The organism is Sorangium sp. So ce1153 (genome assembly GCF_051521595.1).
Classification (GTDB): Bacteria; Myxococcota_A; Polyangia; order Polyangiales; family Polyangiaceae; genus Sorangium.
Genome location: NZ_CP150361.1, coordinates 13,687,027 through 13,703,897, shown reverse-complemented (window position 1 = coordinate 13,703,897; position 16,871 = coordinate 13,687,027). Strand labels below are relative to the sequence as shown.

11 protein-coding genes are annotated in these 16,871 nt (G+C 71.7%); 3 read left to right on the top strand and 8 right to left on the bottom strand.

Annotation, left to right across the window (positions count from 1 at the left end; all coding sequences use genetic code 11):
• Positions 1-20: 20 nt before the first annotated feature.
• From WME85_RS49910 to WME85_RS49900, 3 genes are read right to left on the bottom strand one after another with little or no spacing between them, the layout of a single operon-like run.
• On the bottom strand, positions 21-587 hold the full coding sequence (locus WME85_RS49910) for a hypothetical protein (RefSeq protein ID WP_437832431.1): 567 nt from the start codon (positions 585-587) through the stop codon (positions 21-23).
• Positions 584-1,357 (bottom strand): hypothetical protein, encoded by a 774-nt coding sequence (locus tag WME85_RS49905; protein WP_437832429.1) that lies wholly within the window; start codon positions 1,355-1,357, stop codon positions 584-586. The genes WME85_RS49910 and WME85_RS49905 overlap by 4 nt, the downstream gene beginning before the upstream one ends.
• The gene (locus tag WME85_RS49900; protein ID WP_437832426.1) at positions 1,354-1,794 is read right to left on the bottom strand and encodes a hypothetical protein; all 441 of its coding nucleotides are present in this window, start codon (positions 1,792-1,794) and stop codon (positions 1,354-1,356) included. The genes WME85_RS49905 and WME85_RS49900 overlap by 4 nt, the downstream gene beginning before the upstream one ends.
• Before the next feature lie 764 nt (positions 1,795-2,558).
• On the opposite strand from WME85_RS49900, the gene WME85_RS49895 reads away from it, so the two are divergent.
• Complete coding sequence (locus WME85_RS49895; RefSeq protein WP_437832423.1) at positions 2,559-3,125, top strand: hypothetical protein; 567 nt, start codon at positions 2,559-2,561, stop codon at positions 3,123-3,125.
• 1,603 nt (positions 3,126-4,728) lie between these two features.
• On the opposite strand, the gene WME85_RS49890 is transcribed toward WME85_RS49895, so the two are convergent.
• Together WME85_RS49890 and WME85_RS49885 are read right to left on the bottom strand one after the other, a co-directional pair.
• Positions 4,729-5,652 carry a hypothetical protein gene (locus WME85_RS49890; protein ID WP_437832421.1) on the bottom strand — a complete coding sequence of 308 codons (924 nt, stop codon included), beginning with the start codon at positions 5,650-5,652 and terminating at the stop codon, positions 4,729-4,731.
• Positions 5,649-9,569: an RHS repeat-associated core domain-containing protein gene (locus WME85_RS49885; protein ID WP_437832418.1), complete on the bottom strand. Its 3,921-nt coding sequence runs from the start codon at positions 9,567-9,569 to the stop codon at positions 5,649-5,651. The genes WME85_RS49890 and WME85_RS49885 overlap by 4 nt, the downstream gene beginning before the upstream one ends.
• A gap of 840 nt (positions 9,570-10,409) precedes the next feature.
• Between WME85_RS49885 and WME85_RS49880 the strand changes: the two genes are divergently transcribed.
• Together WME85_RS49880 and WME85_RS49875 are read left to right on the top strand one after the other, a co-directional pair.
• Complete coding sequence (locus WME85_RS49880) at positions 10,410-11,012, top strand: TetR/AcrR family transcriptional regulator (RefSeq protein WP_437832415.1); 603 nt, start codon at positions 10,410-10,412, stop codon at positions 11,010-11,012.
• Between the two features lie 99 nt (positions 11,013-11,111).
• A complete protein-coding gene (locus tag WME85_RS49875) occupies positions 11,112-12,521 on the top strand; it encodes a glycosyltransferase (protein WP_437832412.1) in 1,410 nt (469 codons plus the stop codon).
• 37 nt (positions 12,522-12,558) lie between these two features.
• On the opposite strand, the gene WME85_RS49870 is transcribed toward WME85_RS49875, so the two are convergent.
• Genes WME85_RS49870 through WME85_RS49860 form a run of 3 tightly spaced genes read right to left on the bottom strand, consistent with a single transcriptional unit; the run spans position 12,559 to position 16,629 of the window.
• The gene (locus tag WME85_RS49870) at positions 12,559-14,091 is read right to left on the bottom strand and encodes an MFS transporter (protein ID WP_437832409.1); all 1,533 of its coding nucleotides are present in this window, start codon (positions 14,089-14,091) and stop codon (positions 12,559-12,561) included.
• A complete protein-coding gene (locus WME85_RS49865; RefSeq protein WP_437832407.1) occupies positions 14,084-14,890 on the bottom strand; it encodes a PEP/pyruvate-binding domain-containing protein in 807 nt (268 codons plus the stop codon). The genes WME85_RS49870 and WME85_RS49865 overlap by 8 nt, the downstream gene beginning before the upstream one ends.
• The gene (locus WME85_RS49860) at positions 14,887-16,629 is read right to left on the bottom strand and encodes a PEP-utilizing enzyme (RefSeq protein ID WP_437832405.1); all 1,743 of its coding nucleotides are present in this window, start codon (positions 16,627-16,629) and stop codon (positions 14,887-14,889) included. Before WME85_RS49860 ends, WME85_RS49865 begins: the two co-directional genes overlap by 4 nt.
• Positions 16,630-16,871: the final 242 nt, after the last annotated feature.

The following is a 16,871-nucleotide window of genomic DNA, read 5'->3' as shown; positions in this document are numbered from 1 at the left end:
GCGGCCTCCCAGGGGAATAGCTACGGGTCCACCCAAGTCCAGACGCGCGAGAACAGGCACACATAGATCGTCGCCTCGCCCATAAATGCCCAATCCATCGACACGTCTGGCACGATCTCATTACCAAGCTCCGGGGGGATCGTTTGGTAGCCGGGGTACGTGGCCTCGATCTCTTCTGCAACCGCCGCCGATATCTCGTCGGGCTCACCCCTATTGTGGACTCCATAGTAAGGCCCGAGGAGGCTTACGTGGAAGCTGAGCGAAGCTCTGCTGCTGAGCGAGGGAGCGGGCTCGAAGTCCTTTGGGCGATAGATGCGGGCCGAGTAGGCCGGTTCCATCCCTCCCGACACCAGGCTGAGCGACTCGTTATGAAGGCTGTATCGGTCCCCCAGGCGATGGATCATCGCTTCCCACTTCGGGTAGTCCGCTCGCCCGCGGTTTGCGGCTTCCACCAGGCGGCGGTGCTCCTCGGTGTCGCCGTAGAAGGGCTCGTTGGGGGGTACGTGGATGCGATCGAAGCAATGTACGCCCCGCGGGTAGTAGCAGTAGACGACATTGAGCAGATCGGAACGAGACACCATCATCATTGCTTCACCGAGGAACCGAGTAGGGGGTATCTGAACTTAAATGTAGCCTCCACATCGAGTCGAAACCTGTGACAGAAGATCCCCGGCGGGAGATTGTAATCCATGCGGTTTGCTACGTCCTCCGTGATCTCCTCGCTGAGGGTGGCTGCACGAATTGGATCGATCTTCCCCATGAACTCAGTCCGGAGCGGCATCTGGATCGTGAGAGGGCAGTACCACTCGGTGGTGCTTCGGGCGCCGCGCTGAACAACGGTATACGTGAACTTCAGGTTGGCCTTGGCGACTTGATACCCGCCGGCCTTACCTCGGCCGTCATCCTGGACGGTAGTAACAAATGGAAAGTCCGACGGTTCGAAATTTACGTATAGGAATGAGGCCATTCCAGGCGGCGGACACTTCGAGCTGCATGCATCACTGCAGCCCCATGAGGTCGCCCCATCTCCGGCCAAGTCGCCGACTCCAAAACACTCGTCTCGCGGGCTCTCCGGGCTGTTCGTCGGACGCGGGTCCTCCTCTTCCTCGTCTTCGAGCTCCCACTCGTTGCACGCGATCTTGCGCTCGCTGCCGTCGTTCGGGCCGTCCGGCGGCTCGGCCCCGTAGTCACCGGATGCGGCGGAGGTGTAGACGGGGCGTGGCTCCGAGCCTGGGCCGGCACCTGCGCCCGAAGTTCTTTCCCCGACAGGGTAGCAGTCTCCGATCGTCCAGTTGCACGCCGCCAGCGTCCAGACCGATATGACCACGACCAATAACAGGACTGTTCTCGCGTTCATTTAGCACTCCATCGAAGCACAGGACCAGCAACAACGACGACGGACACGTAGCCCGGCATCACCAGACTGCCCCGACCGACCCAATCCACGTTGGCGCTCACCGACACCCCCAGCGGTCCAGCAACGTACGCGTTGGTCTGCACGTGGCCGCCTACGGCCAAGCCACCGACGCGGCCGCACAAGGTGATGCCACACGCCGGCATCACGTAGAACGCGACCGAGGGCCCCGCGCTGACGTTGCCGTCCTTCCACGCGTACCCGAGGTCAACCGAGGTCTGGTTGTAGACCCAGGGCCCGTCCTCCTGGGTCGGGGGTAGGATCGTGCACAGGTCGTGCACCGTGAACAGGATGTCTCGCTGGATGGGCCACGCTATGCCCGCGTGCGGCCCCACCGCGAGGCGCGGAACGGTGCCGGCCTGGAACCACCCGAGGCTCACACCGGCGCTCAGCTCGTACGCTTCTACGCGCGCCGGGACAACGAGGAGCGGGAGGACAACCCCTGATGCCCGTAAGATCCATCGCTGTGACGCCCTCACCGTTCCCCCCGGTTGGAAGCCCTTGGCCGCTGCGCGCGATGGGCGCTGAGGGCCGCGGGCCATTTCTCTGAGCGTTTCGTGGGCGTCAAAGATAAACTTTGAGGCGAAACCGGAAAGCATGCGGGTCGGCCCGTCCTGGGCATGCGCAGGTACGCACGCGGTTGCGCGGCGGGGGTTTTGGCCAACCAGCTGCTCGATGAACGGCCGGTCACCAGCGCCCGATGGATCCCTCGACCTTCACGGCCGCTCCGCGGCCCGGCCAGGTGACACCGCCGGCCCCGAGCCCGTTCACCTCACCCCCGCGGCCGCTCCCCCGTCAGGCGCCGCCCCAAGCGAGCGGCACGCCCCTGCGGGGGTACAGCCGGCCTTCCATGTCAACGACGGCGCTGAAAGCGGAGAACGAGCGCGGCGCCCATGCCGACGAGCACAAGCAGGACCACGCCGACCCACACCCAATCCCGGGGATCCGAGCTGAAATCGATGGCCACCGCGCCGCACCCGGGAGAACACGCTCGTATCATCAGGCAGCCCATCCTCTCATCAACCACCCCCTCCGGTCCGCCGGAAGGTGCGGACCACGTCGCGGTGCTCCTCGACGCCGCGGCCCCGCTATCTGCTCGGGTGCCATCTACGACGGCGAGTTCGCCGGTGTCCAGCGCCGCGACGTGGCCGAGCTCGACCAGGTGGACGGCGACGGCCCCGAGCACGCGGAGCTGAGCGCCGGTGTCCAGTCACCAGCGCCCGATGTCGCCCTCGACCTGCGCGGCCGCTCCGAGCTCGCCGGCATCCTCCTCAACACCGCGACCGCTCCGCCATCCGACCCGCTCAAGGCATCGGCAAACGCGGGCGTCAAAGGGGAACTCGGCAAGCAGATCCCCATGCTCTGGGGTCGACGCGTCCCGGGCGGCGCAAGTGCGCATGTGGTTGCGCAGCGCGGATTTCCGTCACGGTCGACGAACGGTCACGGTCGACGAACGGCCAGTCACCAGGCCCGCCTTGGGGGCTGCGCCGCGCTCACGCTCGAGAAATCCCGTCCTGGTCGTCACAACGTGCCGAGCAGGCTCAGGGATCAAGGCCGCGCCGACGTGCGCCTCGACCTCCGATGGTCCGCGCCGAGCTCGGCCGCGACGATGTGCAACCCGCTGCGCTCAGCTCGAGCTCGGCTTCGGACCGGAACGAGATTGGCAAGCCGTACCCGCAGGGGCGCAATCCATGCCCTGGATCACGGTTGACGCCGCGCCTCCGCACACGCATCTGAAAAAACTTGGAGGATGAGCATGCGCCACAGGCTGAGTGCACGCCCGACGAGACATGCACAGACATGTTCGTCGATTGCCAAGACATCGGCGGCAAGTGCATCACGGGATATCCATGCTGCGACAAATGGCGCCATACATCGTGCAGGAGTTGCTTTGAAGCCTGCGAATCGGGCACACCATACCCGCCAGCGTGCAAATGCAGATCATGCGGATTCAGATGATGAATGATCCGATAGAGGGCGCAGTCTACGTTGCCATGAGCAGGGTTGCCGGAGCGGCTCTAGCCAAGGTGGCATCCCCCGTCGTGGTCGACGATGACGAGCTCCTGCTGGGGCCATCAAGAATCGATCCGAAACGTCATCGCGCTGCGCGCGTTAGATACCTGGGTGGAGAGCCGTCTACCGATCTCAATGAAGTGCTTGCGCGTTCCGATGGGCCGCCGGTCTGTGTGGCGCTTCCGCCGACACCAGGTGGCCTGATGAGCCTCTGTCGGATCTGCGCTTCCGTGGTCGAGGGCGGGCGCACGGTGTTCGTCGTTGATCTCAGCCCAGAGGCCGCCGGAGCATTTCCGCAGGGGCCCGGCCCAGGCAGGGCCATCTCCCTCAATGTCGCGGCTGCTCTGCTACGCAAGCCGCCCGTGGTCCGATGGTCGAAGCTCGAGACAGCTCTCGCGGCTACGCTCTGGAAGTTGTGGTGCCGCCGCTCACCCGTCGCCTTCTCCAGGTTCTGTGCATCCGGGAGCACGTTCCACCCGCAGTTGGCCAACCTTGGACGCTATCACGCCGGGCTCTTTCCCCGACGGGAAGGCCATGGGCTCTTACTATCGCGCTTTGACGAGCTCCTCCTGCGACAGCTATCGCAAGAGTGGCTCTCGCCGGTCAGAGTGTTTGCCAACGCAATCGACGCCAGATCTGAGCTCGATGCATGGTTTTCACACACGGGAGATCTGTACGTGGCCGAACGGCTCAATGAGTGGTATCGCCATACGCGAGGCCGTATCATCGAACGTCGAAACGCGCATCATCCAAGACCTTCCGAGATGACGAGATGGTCCTTTCGATGGCGCGCGGGGAGCGAGGAGATCCTCGAGGCGCTGCCGAGTGTGCAAGCGGCCCCGCCTGTATCTATTGGAGGTGCTACCGCGTATGATCCTGACCGCGCATGGGTATGCCAATTTGACGCACGAGGCACACCTTACCTGAGCCGACTTGGCACCGCATCGTCGGACGACAGGCTGGAATAGGGCGTATCGGATGGCGCCGGCGACGCGTCTTCGTAGGAAAGTGGGGCAGCAACTCATTGCCGGTTCGCAACGGGGCGGCGCGCTCCAGAGACCACCTCCGACGCGCGGGAATTACTCGACCTGAGCTGTTCGAGACCACGGATTCAAGGCTGAACATCCGCTTGCACGACACGCGCGCGACCTTCATCACAATCAAGCTCGCGAACGACCGCACGGAGACGTGGATCTCCGAGCGGACCGGGCACAAGTCGAGCGGCCAGATCCATCACTACAAGCGCGCCGCCATCGTCGCCTCGTGCCCTGCTCGCGCGTCAGGGGCGCAGGCGATGACGCTCACCGGAACGGCCACGGCTCGCCGACGCTCCGCGAGGCGATGCGGTAGTCGCCGGGCTCGCCCCACACCGCGGCCTCTCTGTCGGACGCGTTGGGCCCCATCGCGAACGTGAACGACAGGACAGGCCGCTGCCCCGCACGCGGCCGCCGCTGGGGCCCCGACCAGCGCACTTCCAGGTTCGTGGCGAGCGCCACCTCCAGGGCGGCGACGGCCTCGTCGGCATCGGTGGTCGTGACCCGGGTGCCGACGAAGAAGCCGGGGGTGTTCTGCTCCACGATGTGGAGGTGCTCGCGCAGCCACGCGGCCCCGTGCGCTCCCGATGCCGGGGCGAACGGCGGCGCGTAGAAGACCTCGGCGACCGCGGCGCCGACCAGGCCGGCCACGCTGATGTGGTGCCACTGCAGGCGCTCCGGCTCGGGCGGCCAGGGCTCCGTCTCCAGCTCGATGGCGAGCGCCTCGAGGTACTGCGCCGGCCCGTCGAACGCCGGCGCCACGCCCGCAGCCTCGGTGTCGACCAGGTACACCTTGCCGTCCTCGCCGATCCAGACCGAGGGATACCCCTTCGCCACGACCGGCAACAGCACCTCGCCCTCTCCGAACGCTCGCCGCGGGGCGCGCGGCAGCTTCTCCGGCCCGAGCGGCCGCCCGCCTTCGAGCGCCTTCAGCGAGGCGAACACGCCGAGCCGCTTGTCCGGCGGGAGCGGCGTGCCCCCGGCGAGGCCCTCGAGCTCGAGCGCGCCCTCGTAGGCGGGCAGCCCGCGCGCTTCCAGCAGGGCCCGCAGCGCGTCGGGCGACGTGGTGTGCTCGGGATCGCGGCAGAGGTCGAGCTCCTGGAAGACCTCGACCGCGTGCCGGCTCAGCCGCCGGCGCGCGCTGTCGGCGAGCCGGATCGAACGGTCACTGCCTCTACGTGCCTTGCTCATCTCCGTCGCTCCCGGCGGCGCTGCTGCCGCATGCCCTGCGCCCATCGCGGGTCAGGCGGCGTGCTGCGAAGCGAGTCTGTCCCGGTCTCGCTGCTGGCGCCTGGCTGCACCACGCGCTCCCGCGGCGCGCCCCAGCGGTCGCGCAGGTTCTGCAGGAGCTGCGAACAGTTCGGGCACGGCGCGCGCGCCGTCCCGTCGGGGTGCTGCGCCTGGATCGAGGTGATGTCGCCCAGGCAGCGCTGTATCCGCCGACGATCGCGGGGGTTGTTCGGATCGAGCGGGCGGCCGTTGTTGTTCTGGCGCTCCCAGTTGCGGATGTACTCGCTCATCGCGCCGGGTTCCGCGCAGGTCTCCGGGCTCCGTCGCTCGGCCGGATAGAAGGGCTCGCCGCGGAGATCGACCGGCGGCGGCATCGCAGCGACGACGACCGGGTGTAGCGCCGGGTCGCTGCTCCGGCCCGCGGCACTGGCGCCGCGGCCCCTGACGCCGTGCCCCGAGACGGTGCACAGCACCGGCGTGAGCCCCTCCGGATCAACGACACGGAAGGGCTGCCCTCGGGCGTACTCGAATGCGTTCAGCCCGCCGGCGATCCCCAGCGGGTCGGGGCTCAGGTACAGGCCGACAGCGGCGTCGTAGAAGCGGTAGCGGTTGTATGCGAGCCCGGTCTCATCGTCGTGGTACTGGCCAGGATAGCGCCAGGGGGTCGGAGCCGGCGTGCCAGTCGGGGTATCGAGCGCGCCCCAGACGCGGAGCCGGAGGCGCGCGAGCACCTCGCCCGTGTCCGAGAGCAGCAAAGAGGGCGCGCCGCCGGCGCCGAGCACATAGTGAACCCACCGGCTGACCTCCGGCTCGCCCCCCGGAACCTGCTCCCGGTGCGCGAGCGGGCCCTCGCCCTGCTCGCTCCAGAGGTAGTCGCGCACGCGGACAGCGCGCCGCTGCCCCGCGACGACCTCTTCTGTGATTTCCTGGAGCAGGTCGTCACCGCTCCAGACGAAATGGGTCTCGATCAATGCTCCGTCGGCGCGACATACGCGCTTGAGCAGGCGGCGCGCAGACGCGTCGTGGACGTTCTCGACCCGGGTCCCGTCCGGCAGCACCACCGCGGCGAGCAGCCCACGACCGCTCCACGCGTACCTGTCGCGCTCCCCCGTGGTCCTGTCAACGCGCGCCGTGCGGCGCGCCTCCGCATCGTGCTCGTACGCGATGTCGCCACGCGAGAGGAGCACGCCGCCCGGGCCATAGTGGCGGGCCGGCGCGTCGTTCCCTGCCTCCAGCAGGCGCCCGCCGCCGCCGTGCGAGAACCGCTCGGCCGGGGCGTGCGTCGACAGCCGCGCGAGGATGCGCCCTGCCGCATCGTGCGTGAAGCGCGTTCGCTCGCCGCCCGCCGCGACATGCTCCACCACATCACCTCCTGGCGAGTGCGCGAAGCCCTCGGCGTACGTCGTGCCTGGCGGCAACGGGCCCACCCAGTCCGGCTCTGGCCCGCGCGCAGCCGACCGCCCGAGCACGCGGCGCTCCACCAGCGAGCCGACGCCATCGTAGCGGCAGAGTATGCGGCCACCGCCCGGGAGTTCGCGCACGAGCTCCCGCCCGAAGGCGTCGTAGGTGCGCTCGATCGCGGCGCCGGAGGTCACAACGCGCCGGGCGCGGCCCATTCGGTCGCGCTCGTAGCGCGCCTCGTGCCCTGTCGAGGTCCGGAGCGCCGTGCGACGCCCGGCAGCGTCGTACGCGCTCTCGATCACGACCCTGAGGCCCGCGCAGACCTGCACCTCGCGCACGAGGTTGCCGCGCTGGTCGTACGTGAACTCGCGGCAGGTGGCCTCGGTCTCCGCGCGGATCAGGCGGCCCACCGGGTCGTAGTCGAACGCGTCGAAGGTGTCGTCGGCGTACCCGCGCCGGACAACCCTGCCGCACGGGTCGCGCTCGATCTCGGTCGTGTCCGCGGCCGCGCCCCGGATGTGCTGGACGCGACCCGCGGCGTCGAGCCGGTAACGGAGCTCGCGGCCATCGAAGAAACGCTCGGCCACGATCCGTCCTGCCGCGTCGCGCTCAATGCGGTGCACCTCCCCGCGCTCATTCTCCACCTCGACAAGCTGGCACTCCCGATCATACCGGAAGCGGGTGGTCTCGCCGTTCGGCCTGCGCAGCTCGTGGACGAGGTTGTACCCGCCCCACACGAGCTCGTACGCACCGTCTGGCCCGCGGTAACGCGTGATCCGACCGTCCTCATCGCGCTCGATAGCGACCTCGGCGCCGCCCGGGAAGCGCAGCCCCCAAAGGGCGCCGCGCTCGTCGTAGTGGAAGGTCGTCCTGTGCCCCTCCTCGTCGGTGACAGCGAGCACGCGGCCCACATCGTCGTACTCCATGCGGCGCGGCTTGCCGTGCGGCTCCACGAGCTCGACCAGGTTCCCTTCGGCGTCGTGGCGGAAGAGGGTGACGCCCCCATCCGGCAGGACGGCGCTCATGCGCAGTCCCCGCTCGTCGTACGTGAAGCGCAGCAGCTCGCCGAGCGCGTCCCGGACCCCGAGCAGGTTCGCGGCGTCATCGTAGCTGTAATGGCACGCAGCGCCGAGCGCGTCGGTGGCCTCGACCACGTTGCCCTGCGGGTCGTGGCGATGCTCCATGCGTGCGCCCGTCGGATCGACGATCGCGACGATACGGCCCGCCGCGTCCCGCTCGTAGAGGGTGCGCGCGCCGGTCGGGTCGCTGTACGCGACGAGATCGCCGCGCGCGTCGTACGCGGCCCCCTCGACCCACAAGCCGGCAGCGAGGTCGATCTTGCCGAAGGCGTTGCTATCGAATCGCCGCGCCTGCCGGGAGTCGTACACCATGGTGAAGCTGTCGGCGTACTCCAGGCGGCAGTGGAGCATGCCCCGCGCGGGCGTCCGCCCGTCGGCGAGGACCGTCGGGCTTCCTTCGGCCAGGGCCGGGTCACGTGCGCCAGGGTGTGCGCACCAGGTCTCGGTGCAGCGGCCCTTCTCGTCGTAGCGGTAGAAGACGCGCAGCCCCGAAGGGGACGTTTGCTCGACCAGGCGATGCTCGCTGTAGGCGTAGCGGACGCTCCGGCCGGCGGCGTCCGTGGCGGCGACGAGGTCACCTTGGCCGTCGTAAGCATAGGTCCGGCAGCGCACGGTGCGCCCCCGCACGGTGACGAGATCGAACGCCTCAATCCGCCCGTCCGGGTAGCGGCGGACGCGCACGGTGCGGCCAGCGCTGTCGCGCAGCGATTCAAGCAGGTCGCCCTGGTAGACGAGATCAATCCGATTGCCCGCCCGGTCGACGATCGTGGCGAGCCGGTGGCGCTCGCGGGACGCGGCGAAAGGCTCGAAGAGGTAAACGAGGCCGTCCTCGCCCGTGATCAGGAATCCGTTCTCGTCGCGGCGGAGGCGGCCGCCGTCGTTGAGCGCGACCTCGCCGCCCGGCGACGGGATATCGCGGAGAGACGCGGCGCCGCTCGGCGCGTGGACGACCAGCGTGCGCCGCCGGAGCGCGATCTCCCATGCGAGCGAGTGTGTCCATCCCGCGCCCAGCCCGACGTCGCGCTCACGGGCGAAGGACGAGTAGCTGCGGCGCAGCTCGAAGACCATGGGCCCTGTCAGCACCAGGTCCGTCTGCGGGAGCGTGTAGACCCGCCCCGTCACCGGGTCTACCGGGTCGCCGGCGTGCGTGCCGCCGTTGCCTCCGTGTGCCGGGTTCATGCAGCCGCCGCCGCTGCCAGGCCCGCACCCGTTCGCGCCTGGCCCCCCGCCGTTCGCGCCGTTGCCGCCGTTGTTCCCGCCGGCGCCCTGGCCCGCGCCACTGCCGCTGCCGCCTCGTCCGCCGCCGCCCCCGCCGGCGCCGCCGCCGCCCAGGATGAAGACGCCTGGATTCATGCCAGGGATCGCGGGGATGTTCGGAATCGGAGCCGTGCGCGCCATGGCTGGAGAATATCGCTCAAAGTGTCCGAGGCGCACCAGCGGGAGCTCCCGGGTCCGCCGCGGCCTCATCCGCTTCCTCCCGGGGGGCCGGGGGTGCCTCCTCCACCACCTCCCGGAGCACCTCGCCCTCGCCGCCCTCGGCTGGCGGCCGGCGGTCCAGCCGATCGCCTTGGTCCATCGGCTGGCGTCACCTTTCTACGAATGTGGGTCAAGCGAAGCCGCTCGGCGGCATTGAGCTCATCAAGCCAGGCGATCATCTGGACGGACGTGTCCGGGTAGATATCGAACGTCCGGAGCTCACCCACACAGCGTGCTGGCGCCAAGCATCTGCATGATGCACGCGCTCATCTCTGTGCTCGTGCTGTTCTTTCTCGCTGGGAAAGGCTCATGCCATGCGGTGAAGGTTTCTGTCACCAGACGGCTTCACGCGCTGGCCCGATGCCAATGTACGTCCCAGTACCGGAGGTGGCGTTCCGGCGGCGAGCCGACGCGAACGGCGGGCTAAGCTGTCAGCGTGAGCTTGCGCGCCTCTTCGGTGTAGGCGCCAGGCCGAGCAGCCGACCGATCACCTCGTGAACGACCCACGCGGTCACCTCATCCCCAAAGGCGACCGCGCGGCTCAGGGTGCTGGCGAGCTCAGCAACCAAGGCGGCCCTGGGCGAGACGGATAGGCCGGCGCGTACCCCGCCGGCAGCCTCCAGCGACCAGGTGCGCTCACGGAGCACACCCCACCGGCAAGCCCGCCGCGGGGAGGTCCCGAGGGCAGGCCCAGGCACCGGCGCGCTCCGCTGCCGGTGTGCCGCCTTGCATCCTCGTTCGTAAGTGACATGTTAGTAATGAATGGTCCGCCCGCGTAGCGTCACCGACGAGGAGATCCTCGATGAGGCCCGCGCCTGCTTCCTCGAGCACGGGGCCGGCGTGTCGACGACCGTGATCGCGGCGCGGCTCGGCATCTCGCACGGGGTGCTGTTCCAGCGCTTCGGCACCAAGGAGCAGCTCATGCGCGCCGCGCTGCTCCCCGCGACCGAGCAGCCGTGGATGGCGCGGGCGCGATCCGGCCCCGACGACCGCCCGGCGCGGGCCCAGCTCCTCGAGCTCGCGGAAGAGATCTCCGTGCACCTCGAGCGCATCGTGCCGTGCATCGCGGTGCTCCGCTCGGCCGGGTTCACCCTCGATACCACCTACGAGCGACGGGAAGATCTCCCGCCGGTGCGCGCGCGCGGCGAGCTCGCGGCGTGGTTCGCGCGCGCGGCGGCGCGGGGCGTCCTGCGCCCAGTCTCGCCCGAGCACGCGGCCGACCTCTTCCTCGGCGCGCTGCAGTTCCGCCCGTTCCACCAGCACATCTCGCGCGACGGGTTCACGCAGGCCGAGGGCCGCGCCTACCTCGAGTTCGTGGTCGACGTGCTCTGCCGGACCCTCGATCCGGCCGGAGACCCGCGATGACCGCCGCGCGCACGGCTTCGACCGCGCCTCGAACGGCGAGGCGCCATCCAACGTTCGACAGGTGAACAACGCCACACGCCAGAGGAGCGCCGAGGACGCATGATGAAACCGATCGAATCCAGCAGCGGCTCACCCGAGTCACCCGATCTCCCGGACGCGCCCGCGACATCCGGCGATGTGCCCGGGCCCTTCACCTTCCTCATGACCACCCCGGCCGAGACGGGGCACCTGCTCCGCATCCTCGAGCTCGCGCGGGGGCTGACCGCGCGCGGCCATCGGGTGCTCGTGCACACGCAGGCCTCGGCGGAGGCCGCGGTCAGGGCGGCGGGCGCCGAGCTCGTGCCCTATGGCCGTCACCACAATGTCGTGATGCGGCTCCGCGACCGCCCGGTGGAGGGCGCGCTGCGGTGGCTCCCGACCATCCCCCGCAACCTGATCCGGTTCCGCGAGGCCCTGATCGAGAGCAGCGTGGAGCTCGCCGAGGAGCTCACGCCCATCCTCCGGCGCGAGCGCGTGGACTGCCTCGTCCACGACACCTTCGGCTTCGGCGCGGGCTACGCGGCCGAGCGCGCGGGCATCCCCTGGGCGAGCGCGGGGAACGCCGCGACGGTGCTCGACGCGGCGGGACTACCGCTGCTCGCGCGCTCGCTCAAGCTACCGCGGCTCGTCAGCGAGCGTCCCGCGCTCCTGCACGCCCTCGCCGACAGGGTCCTGCCGCTGTCGCGGGCGCGGGCGGCGCTCGGCCTGCCGCCGCGCCGCCCGGGCGGGCCGGCGGAGTTCGTGCGCGTCGCGACGTCGCCGGAGCTCCACGTCGTGATGGCCCACCGCGGCTTCGTCCCCGACGCCGCGCTCCGGGAGCGGCAGCTCTTCGCCGGCCCGGTCTCGTTCAACGTGCCCGGCGGGCACGGCGCCGGGGCGTCGCGCCCCGCCGCGCCCGTGGAGGTGCAGCCCGGCACGGTCCTCGTGAGCACCACGACCACGGGCAAGGACGGCGGCCTGCTCCGGCGCGTGCTCCTGGCGGTCGCGCCGATGGGGATCCCCATCCTCGCCACGGCCGCCAGCGCGGAGGACGTGCCCACCGGCCTCGGAGAACACGTCCGGATCGAGCGGTACCTGCCCCACGAGGAGGTGTTCCCCAGGGTGGCGGCGGTGATCACGCACGGCGGCTGGGGCACCGTCGGGCGCGCGCTGGAGCACGGGGTCCCGATGCTGATCATCCCGCTCTTCGGCGACCAGCACATCAACGCCGCGCAGGCGGAGCGCGGAGGGTTCGCTCATCGCCTGCCCCTCGCCGAGGCGACGCCGGACGCGATCCGGGCGCGGCTCCGGGCGCTGCTCGCGGACGGGGCCCTGCGCGAGCGCGCGCAGGCCGCCGCCGTCGAGATACGACAGCTCAAGTCAGGCGCGGTCGCCGCCAGGGCGCTCGAGCGGCTGGCCGCCCGCTCCCCCCACCGCGAGACGGCGCGCCACGCGCCGCCGCCGGCGGCCCAGGCGCTCGAGCAAGGGTGACGCAACGCCGGACCGAACGACGCGGGGCACGGGGCGGCTACCGCCGGGCGTCGGCCGGCGCGCGGCTGCGGCCCGGGAGGGTCAGGGCGCAGCCGATCGTCAGGAGCAGCGCCGCGCAGAAGACGGCGATGGCCGTGGTGTGCTCGCGCATCACGACCTCGTGCTCGCGGGTCTCGGTGAGGACGAGGCCGAGCACGGTGAGGCCGGCGATGCCCCCGAGGTAGCGCATGGTCGAGGTGAGGCCCGCGGCCATCCCGCTCCGGTCGCGCGGCACGTCGCTCATCGCCGCCGCCTGCGACGGCGCGGACGTGAGGCCGAGGCCGGCGCCGAGCGCCAGGAGCGCGGGCACCGCGTCGGTGATGGCGCCGAGCGGCCGCGCCGCGAGCAGGACCATGCCGGCCAGGGCGAGCGAGCAGCCGACCAGGGCGACGGCGCGCGCGCCGAAGCGCTCGGAGGCGCGGCCCGCGAGCGGCGAGGCGACGACCATCATCGCCATCATCGCGACGAGCGTGTTGCCGACGTCGCGCGTCCCCACGTCGAACAGCCGCACCCCGACCTGCGGCAGCTCGAACAGGACCGAGTACATGGCGAAGTTCTGGATGGCGATGATCAGGCTGCCGCCCATGAAGGTGCGCCGCCTGAACAGCGAGAAGTCGATGACGGGGTCGGCGACGCGCCGCTCCCAGAGCACGAACGGCACGAGGCCCAGCGCGCCGAGCGCGGCCGCCCAGCGGAGGTGGGCGTTCTCGAGGCCGAGCGCGATGCCCAGGAGCGAGGCGCCGAGCAGCGCCGAGCCCACGATGTCGAAGCGCGCCGGCGGCGCAGGGGGCGCAGACGCGGCGGGCGGCGCAGACGCGGCGGGCGGCGCGGGAGCAGCCAGCGGCACGGCCGCGGCCGCGACCGGCGGCGCGGCCAGCGCCACGGTCGCAGCCGGCGCCGCGGCCACGGCGGGCGCAGCCGGCGCCGCGGCCACGGCGGCCGCGGGCGCTCCGGCGCCGCGCGCGCCCCGCGCCAGCGCGGCCGAGACGAGCAGGACCGGGACGTTCGCGAGGAAGATCGACGTCCACCCGAAGTGCCCCACGAGCAGCGCGCCGACCTTCGGCCCCGCGCCCGCCGCGAGGCCCATCATCGCCCCGAAGGCGCCGAACGCGCGCCCGCGCACCTCCGGCGGCAGCTCCGTGCGGAGCATCGCCGTCGCGCTCGGGGCGAGGATCGCGGCGCCCGCGGCCATCGCGACGCGCGACGCCGTGAGCACCGGGAGCACCGGCCACACGTAGGCCAGCGCGGCGCCGAGCGCGAAGACGAGCTGCCCCAGCGCGAGCGCGCGCCGGTGGCCGAGCCGGTCGCCGAGCTTCCCGCCCGGGCTCTGCAGGACGATGTTCGTGAGCAGGTAGCTCGTCACGAGCCCCTGGCGGAGCTCGCCCGACCCGGCCTGGAGGACGCGCCCCATCTCGGGCAGCGCCACGGCCACCATCGTCGAGTTGAGCGGCGCGAGCGACGCCGAGAGGGCGATGGCGACGAGCAGCCGCACCGGCAGCCGCGACGGCGCCCCGGACGAGGGCTCAGCCACGCGTGATCGCCCGCCGCTGGAGCAGGTACAGGCGCTCGCCCGCGAACGCCCACTCGATGTCCTGCGTGCCGCCGAACGCCGCCTCGCACGCCGCGGCCAGCCCCTCCAGCGCGGCGAGCCGGGCGTCGTCGAGGCACAGCGCCTCGATCCGGTCAGGCTCCACCGCGACCTCCCTCGTGCCGCCCTCCTCGGCCCACAGGATCGCGAGGTCCTTCTCGCCCGCCCGCCGCTCGAGCACGCGCCCGCCGCGCGCCATCCGGTAGCTGTCCGGCGTCACGAGCCCCGCGACCACCGCCTCGCCGAGGCCCCACGTCGCCTCGACCACGCGCTCGTCGGCGCCCGTGGCCGGGTTCCGCGTGAAGAGCACCCCCGCGGTGTCGGCCTGCACGAGCCGCTGCACGACGACGCCCATCCGCGGCTCCGGCGCGAGGCCGAGCTTCCGCCGGTAGGCCAGCGCCGCCTCGGTGCGCGCCGAGCCGTGCACCTTGCGGACCGCCTCGAGCAGCCCGTCGCGGCCGCGCACGTTGAGCTCCGTCGCGTGCTGCCCGGCGAAGCTCGCCGAGGCGCCGTCCTCGCCGATGCCCGACGACCGCACGGCCACGGGCCCGTCGAGCTCGCGGAACGCCGCGACGAGCCGGTCCACGGCCGCGCCGTCCCCGGCGACGACGCGCTCGACGAACGCCGCCGACAGCGCCCGGCCCGGCGGCACCGGCAGGCCGCTGCGGTGCGCCTGCCCGAGCTGCGCCGCCTTGCCCCCGAAGTCCCCCTCGCCGAGCTCGTCGTCGAAGCGCGCGATCAAGGCGACGCCTCCTGCGCGCGGCGCTCGGGCGGCCGCGCGAGGATCGTCACCTCGCCGGCGCCCCCGTCGACGCGCACGCGCGCCCCGTCCGGGATCGTCACCGTCGCCTCCCGCGTGCCGACGATGCCGGGGATGCCGTACTCGCGCGCGACGATCGCCGCGTGGCAGAGCTGGCCGCCGCGGTCGGTCACGATCGCGCCGAGCAGGGGGAGCACGACGTTGAACGACGCCGACGTCGCGCGCGTCACGAGCACGTCGCCCTGCTGGATCCGCCCGAAGTCGTCCGGGCCGGTCACGACGCGCGCCGTGCCCTCGTAGACGCCCTCGTTGATCGAGAGGCCGCGGACGGCCGTCTCGGTGTTCCTGGCCTCGGACTCCTTGAACGCGCTGCTCATGATCGCGTCGACGGCCAGCGACGCGCGGCGCGCCGGGGCGGGGAATACCTCGATGGGCGGCGGCGGTCCAGGAGGCACGTTCAGCCACGGGGGCGCGTCGTCGAGGGTCGCCGTCGCGCGCCAGCGAGCGCGCGCGGCGATCTCGGCGGCGGGCGGCTCCCGCCGGTCGCGCAGGAGGCCGATCATCTCGTCGCGCGAGAGGTCGGCGGCGTGCTCGGGGTCGTCGACCTTGCCGGCGGCGGCGAGGCGGCGCCCCGCCTCGATGACGGCCCGGCGCGCGAGCCCGGTGCCCCAGCTGTCCGAGTAGAGCGCCCGCTCGTCGCGCAGGCGGTTCGTTAGGCGCGCCTCGCCGAGCAGCTCGTCGAACCGCGCGCGGTGGGCCGCGGGCACGCGCTCCCGCAGCGCCTCCTCCTCGGCCTCGCGCGCGGCGGGCGCCCCGGCCCCGCGGTCGCCGTCGACCGCCGCCCTGATCGCGCGGACGAGCGTGTCGGGCAGCTCGCCGCCCGTCTTGTCGGACACGTCGTAGCCCGTCGTGCGGAAGCGCACGAGGTCGAGGTAAGCGCGCGTCGCCGGGCCGACCTCGCCCTCCAGCGCCGCGAGCGCGTCGAGCGTCGCCTGCGGGTCGCCCCGCCGGGCGAGCGCCTCGCGGCCCGCCGCGCTCGCGCGCAGCGCCCGGGCGAGGACCTCGAGCTCCGCGGCCGCGACCCCCTTCGCCAGCGGCGTGCTCCCCCGCAGCAGCGCGAGCGCCTCGCCGGGGCTCGCGCCGGTCCACGCGCTCACGTGCGCGAGGTAGTCGCCCGCCGGGAGGGTGGCGGCGAAGTTGTAGCGGTGGTGCAGGGCGATCATGTCCTCCATGTGCGCCTGGGCGCGCCCGAGGTGCGCGATCAGCGCTTCCGTGTCGAGCTGGGCGGGGTCGATCGCCTGGACGGCGAGGTTCTTCTCGGTGGCGCGCGGCCGGTCGACGCGGTCCCACCGGTCGAGGTCCTCGCGCCACAGCTTCTGCTCGAACGCCCGTCGGGTCTGCCGGATGCGCGCGCGCATGCCCGGGTGCAGGCGCAGGAGGAGCCACAGCACGAGCTTCGGCGGCGGCCCGCTCGCCCCTGGCGGGGCGCCGTGGATCACGGCCTGCGCGTAGATGAAGCCGTTGACCGCGGCCGGCTGCAGGTGGCTCATCAGGAGCCCGTAGCGCGCCGAGCCCTCGGCGAAGCCCCTCGGCATCCCCCGTATCAGCGGCTCGGCGGCGAACCTGGTGACCGGTCGCGTGAAGTGCGCCCGCTCGATCTCCCAGGGGCCCGGCCCGGGGGCCTCGAATCTGACGCCGGTGACGCTCGGATCTCTCTTCATCGCTGCACCACCTCGACCTCCGCGCCGCGCCCGCACGAGCCGCCTTGTCGTCCGGAGGACAGCGGCGACTTTTTGGTGACGGCATGGTCACGGTTTCATGACGACGCCGAGGGTAGGGGCCGCGATCCCGGGGGTCCAGGCCCCCGGCGTTCGCGGCGGGGGCCGGGCATCGGAAGGTTCGGGCGTGCGCGCGTGTGGGATGAGCGCGCAGGTCGGCCCGGGATGGCGTCGCGAGGCGACCC

Excerpts from the sequence above, each read along its gene's own strand:
- WME85_RS49910 (WP_437832431.1), bottom strand. The coding sequence starts at position 587 with ATGATGATGGTGTCTCGTTCCGATCTGCTCAATGTCGTCTACTGCTAC.
- WME85_RS49905 (WP_437832429.1), bottom strand. The coding sequence starts at position 1,357 with ATGAACGCGAGAACAGTCCTGTTATTGGTCGTGGTCATATCGGTCTGG.
- WME85_RS49890 (WP_437832421.1), bottom strand. The coding sequence starts at position 5,652 with ATGAGCAAGGCACGTAGAGGCAGTGACCGTTCGATCCGGCTCGCCGAC.
- WME85_RS49885 (WP_437832418.1), bottom strand. The coding sequence starts at position 9,569 with ATGGCGCGCACGGCTCCGATTCCGAACATCCCCGCGATCCCTGGCATG.
- WME85_RS49880 (WP_437832415.1), top strand. The coding sequence starts at position 10,410 with ATGGTCCGCCCGCGTAGCGTCACCGACGAGGAGATCCTCGATGAGGCC.
- WME85_RS49875 (WP_437832412.1), top strand. The coding sequence starts at position 11,112 with ATGATGAAACCGATCGAATCCAGCAGCGGCTCACCCGAGTCACCCGAT.
- WME85_RS49860 (WP_437832405.1), bottom strand. The coding sequence starts at position 16,629 with ATGAAGAGAGATCCGAGCGTCACCGGCGTCAGATTCGAGGCCCCCGGG.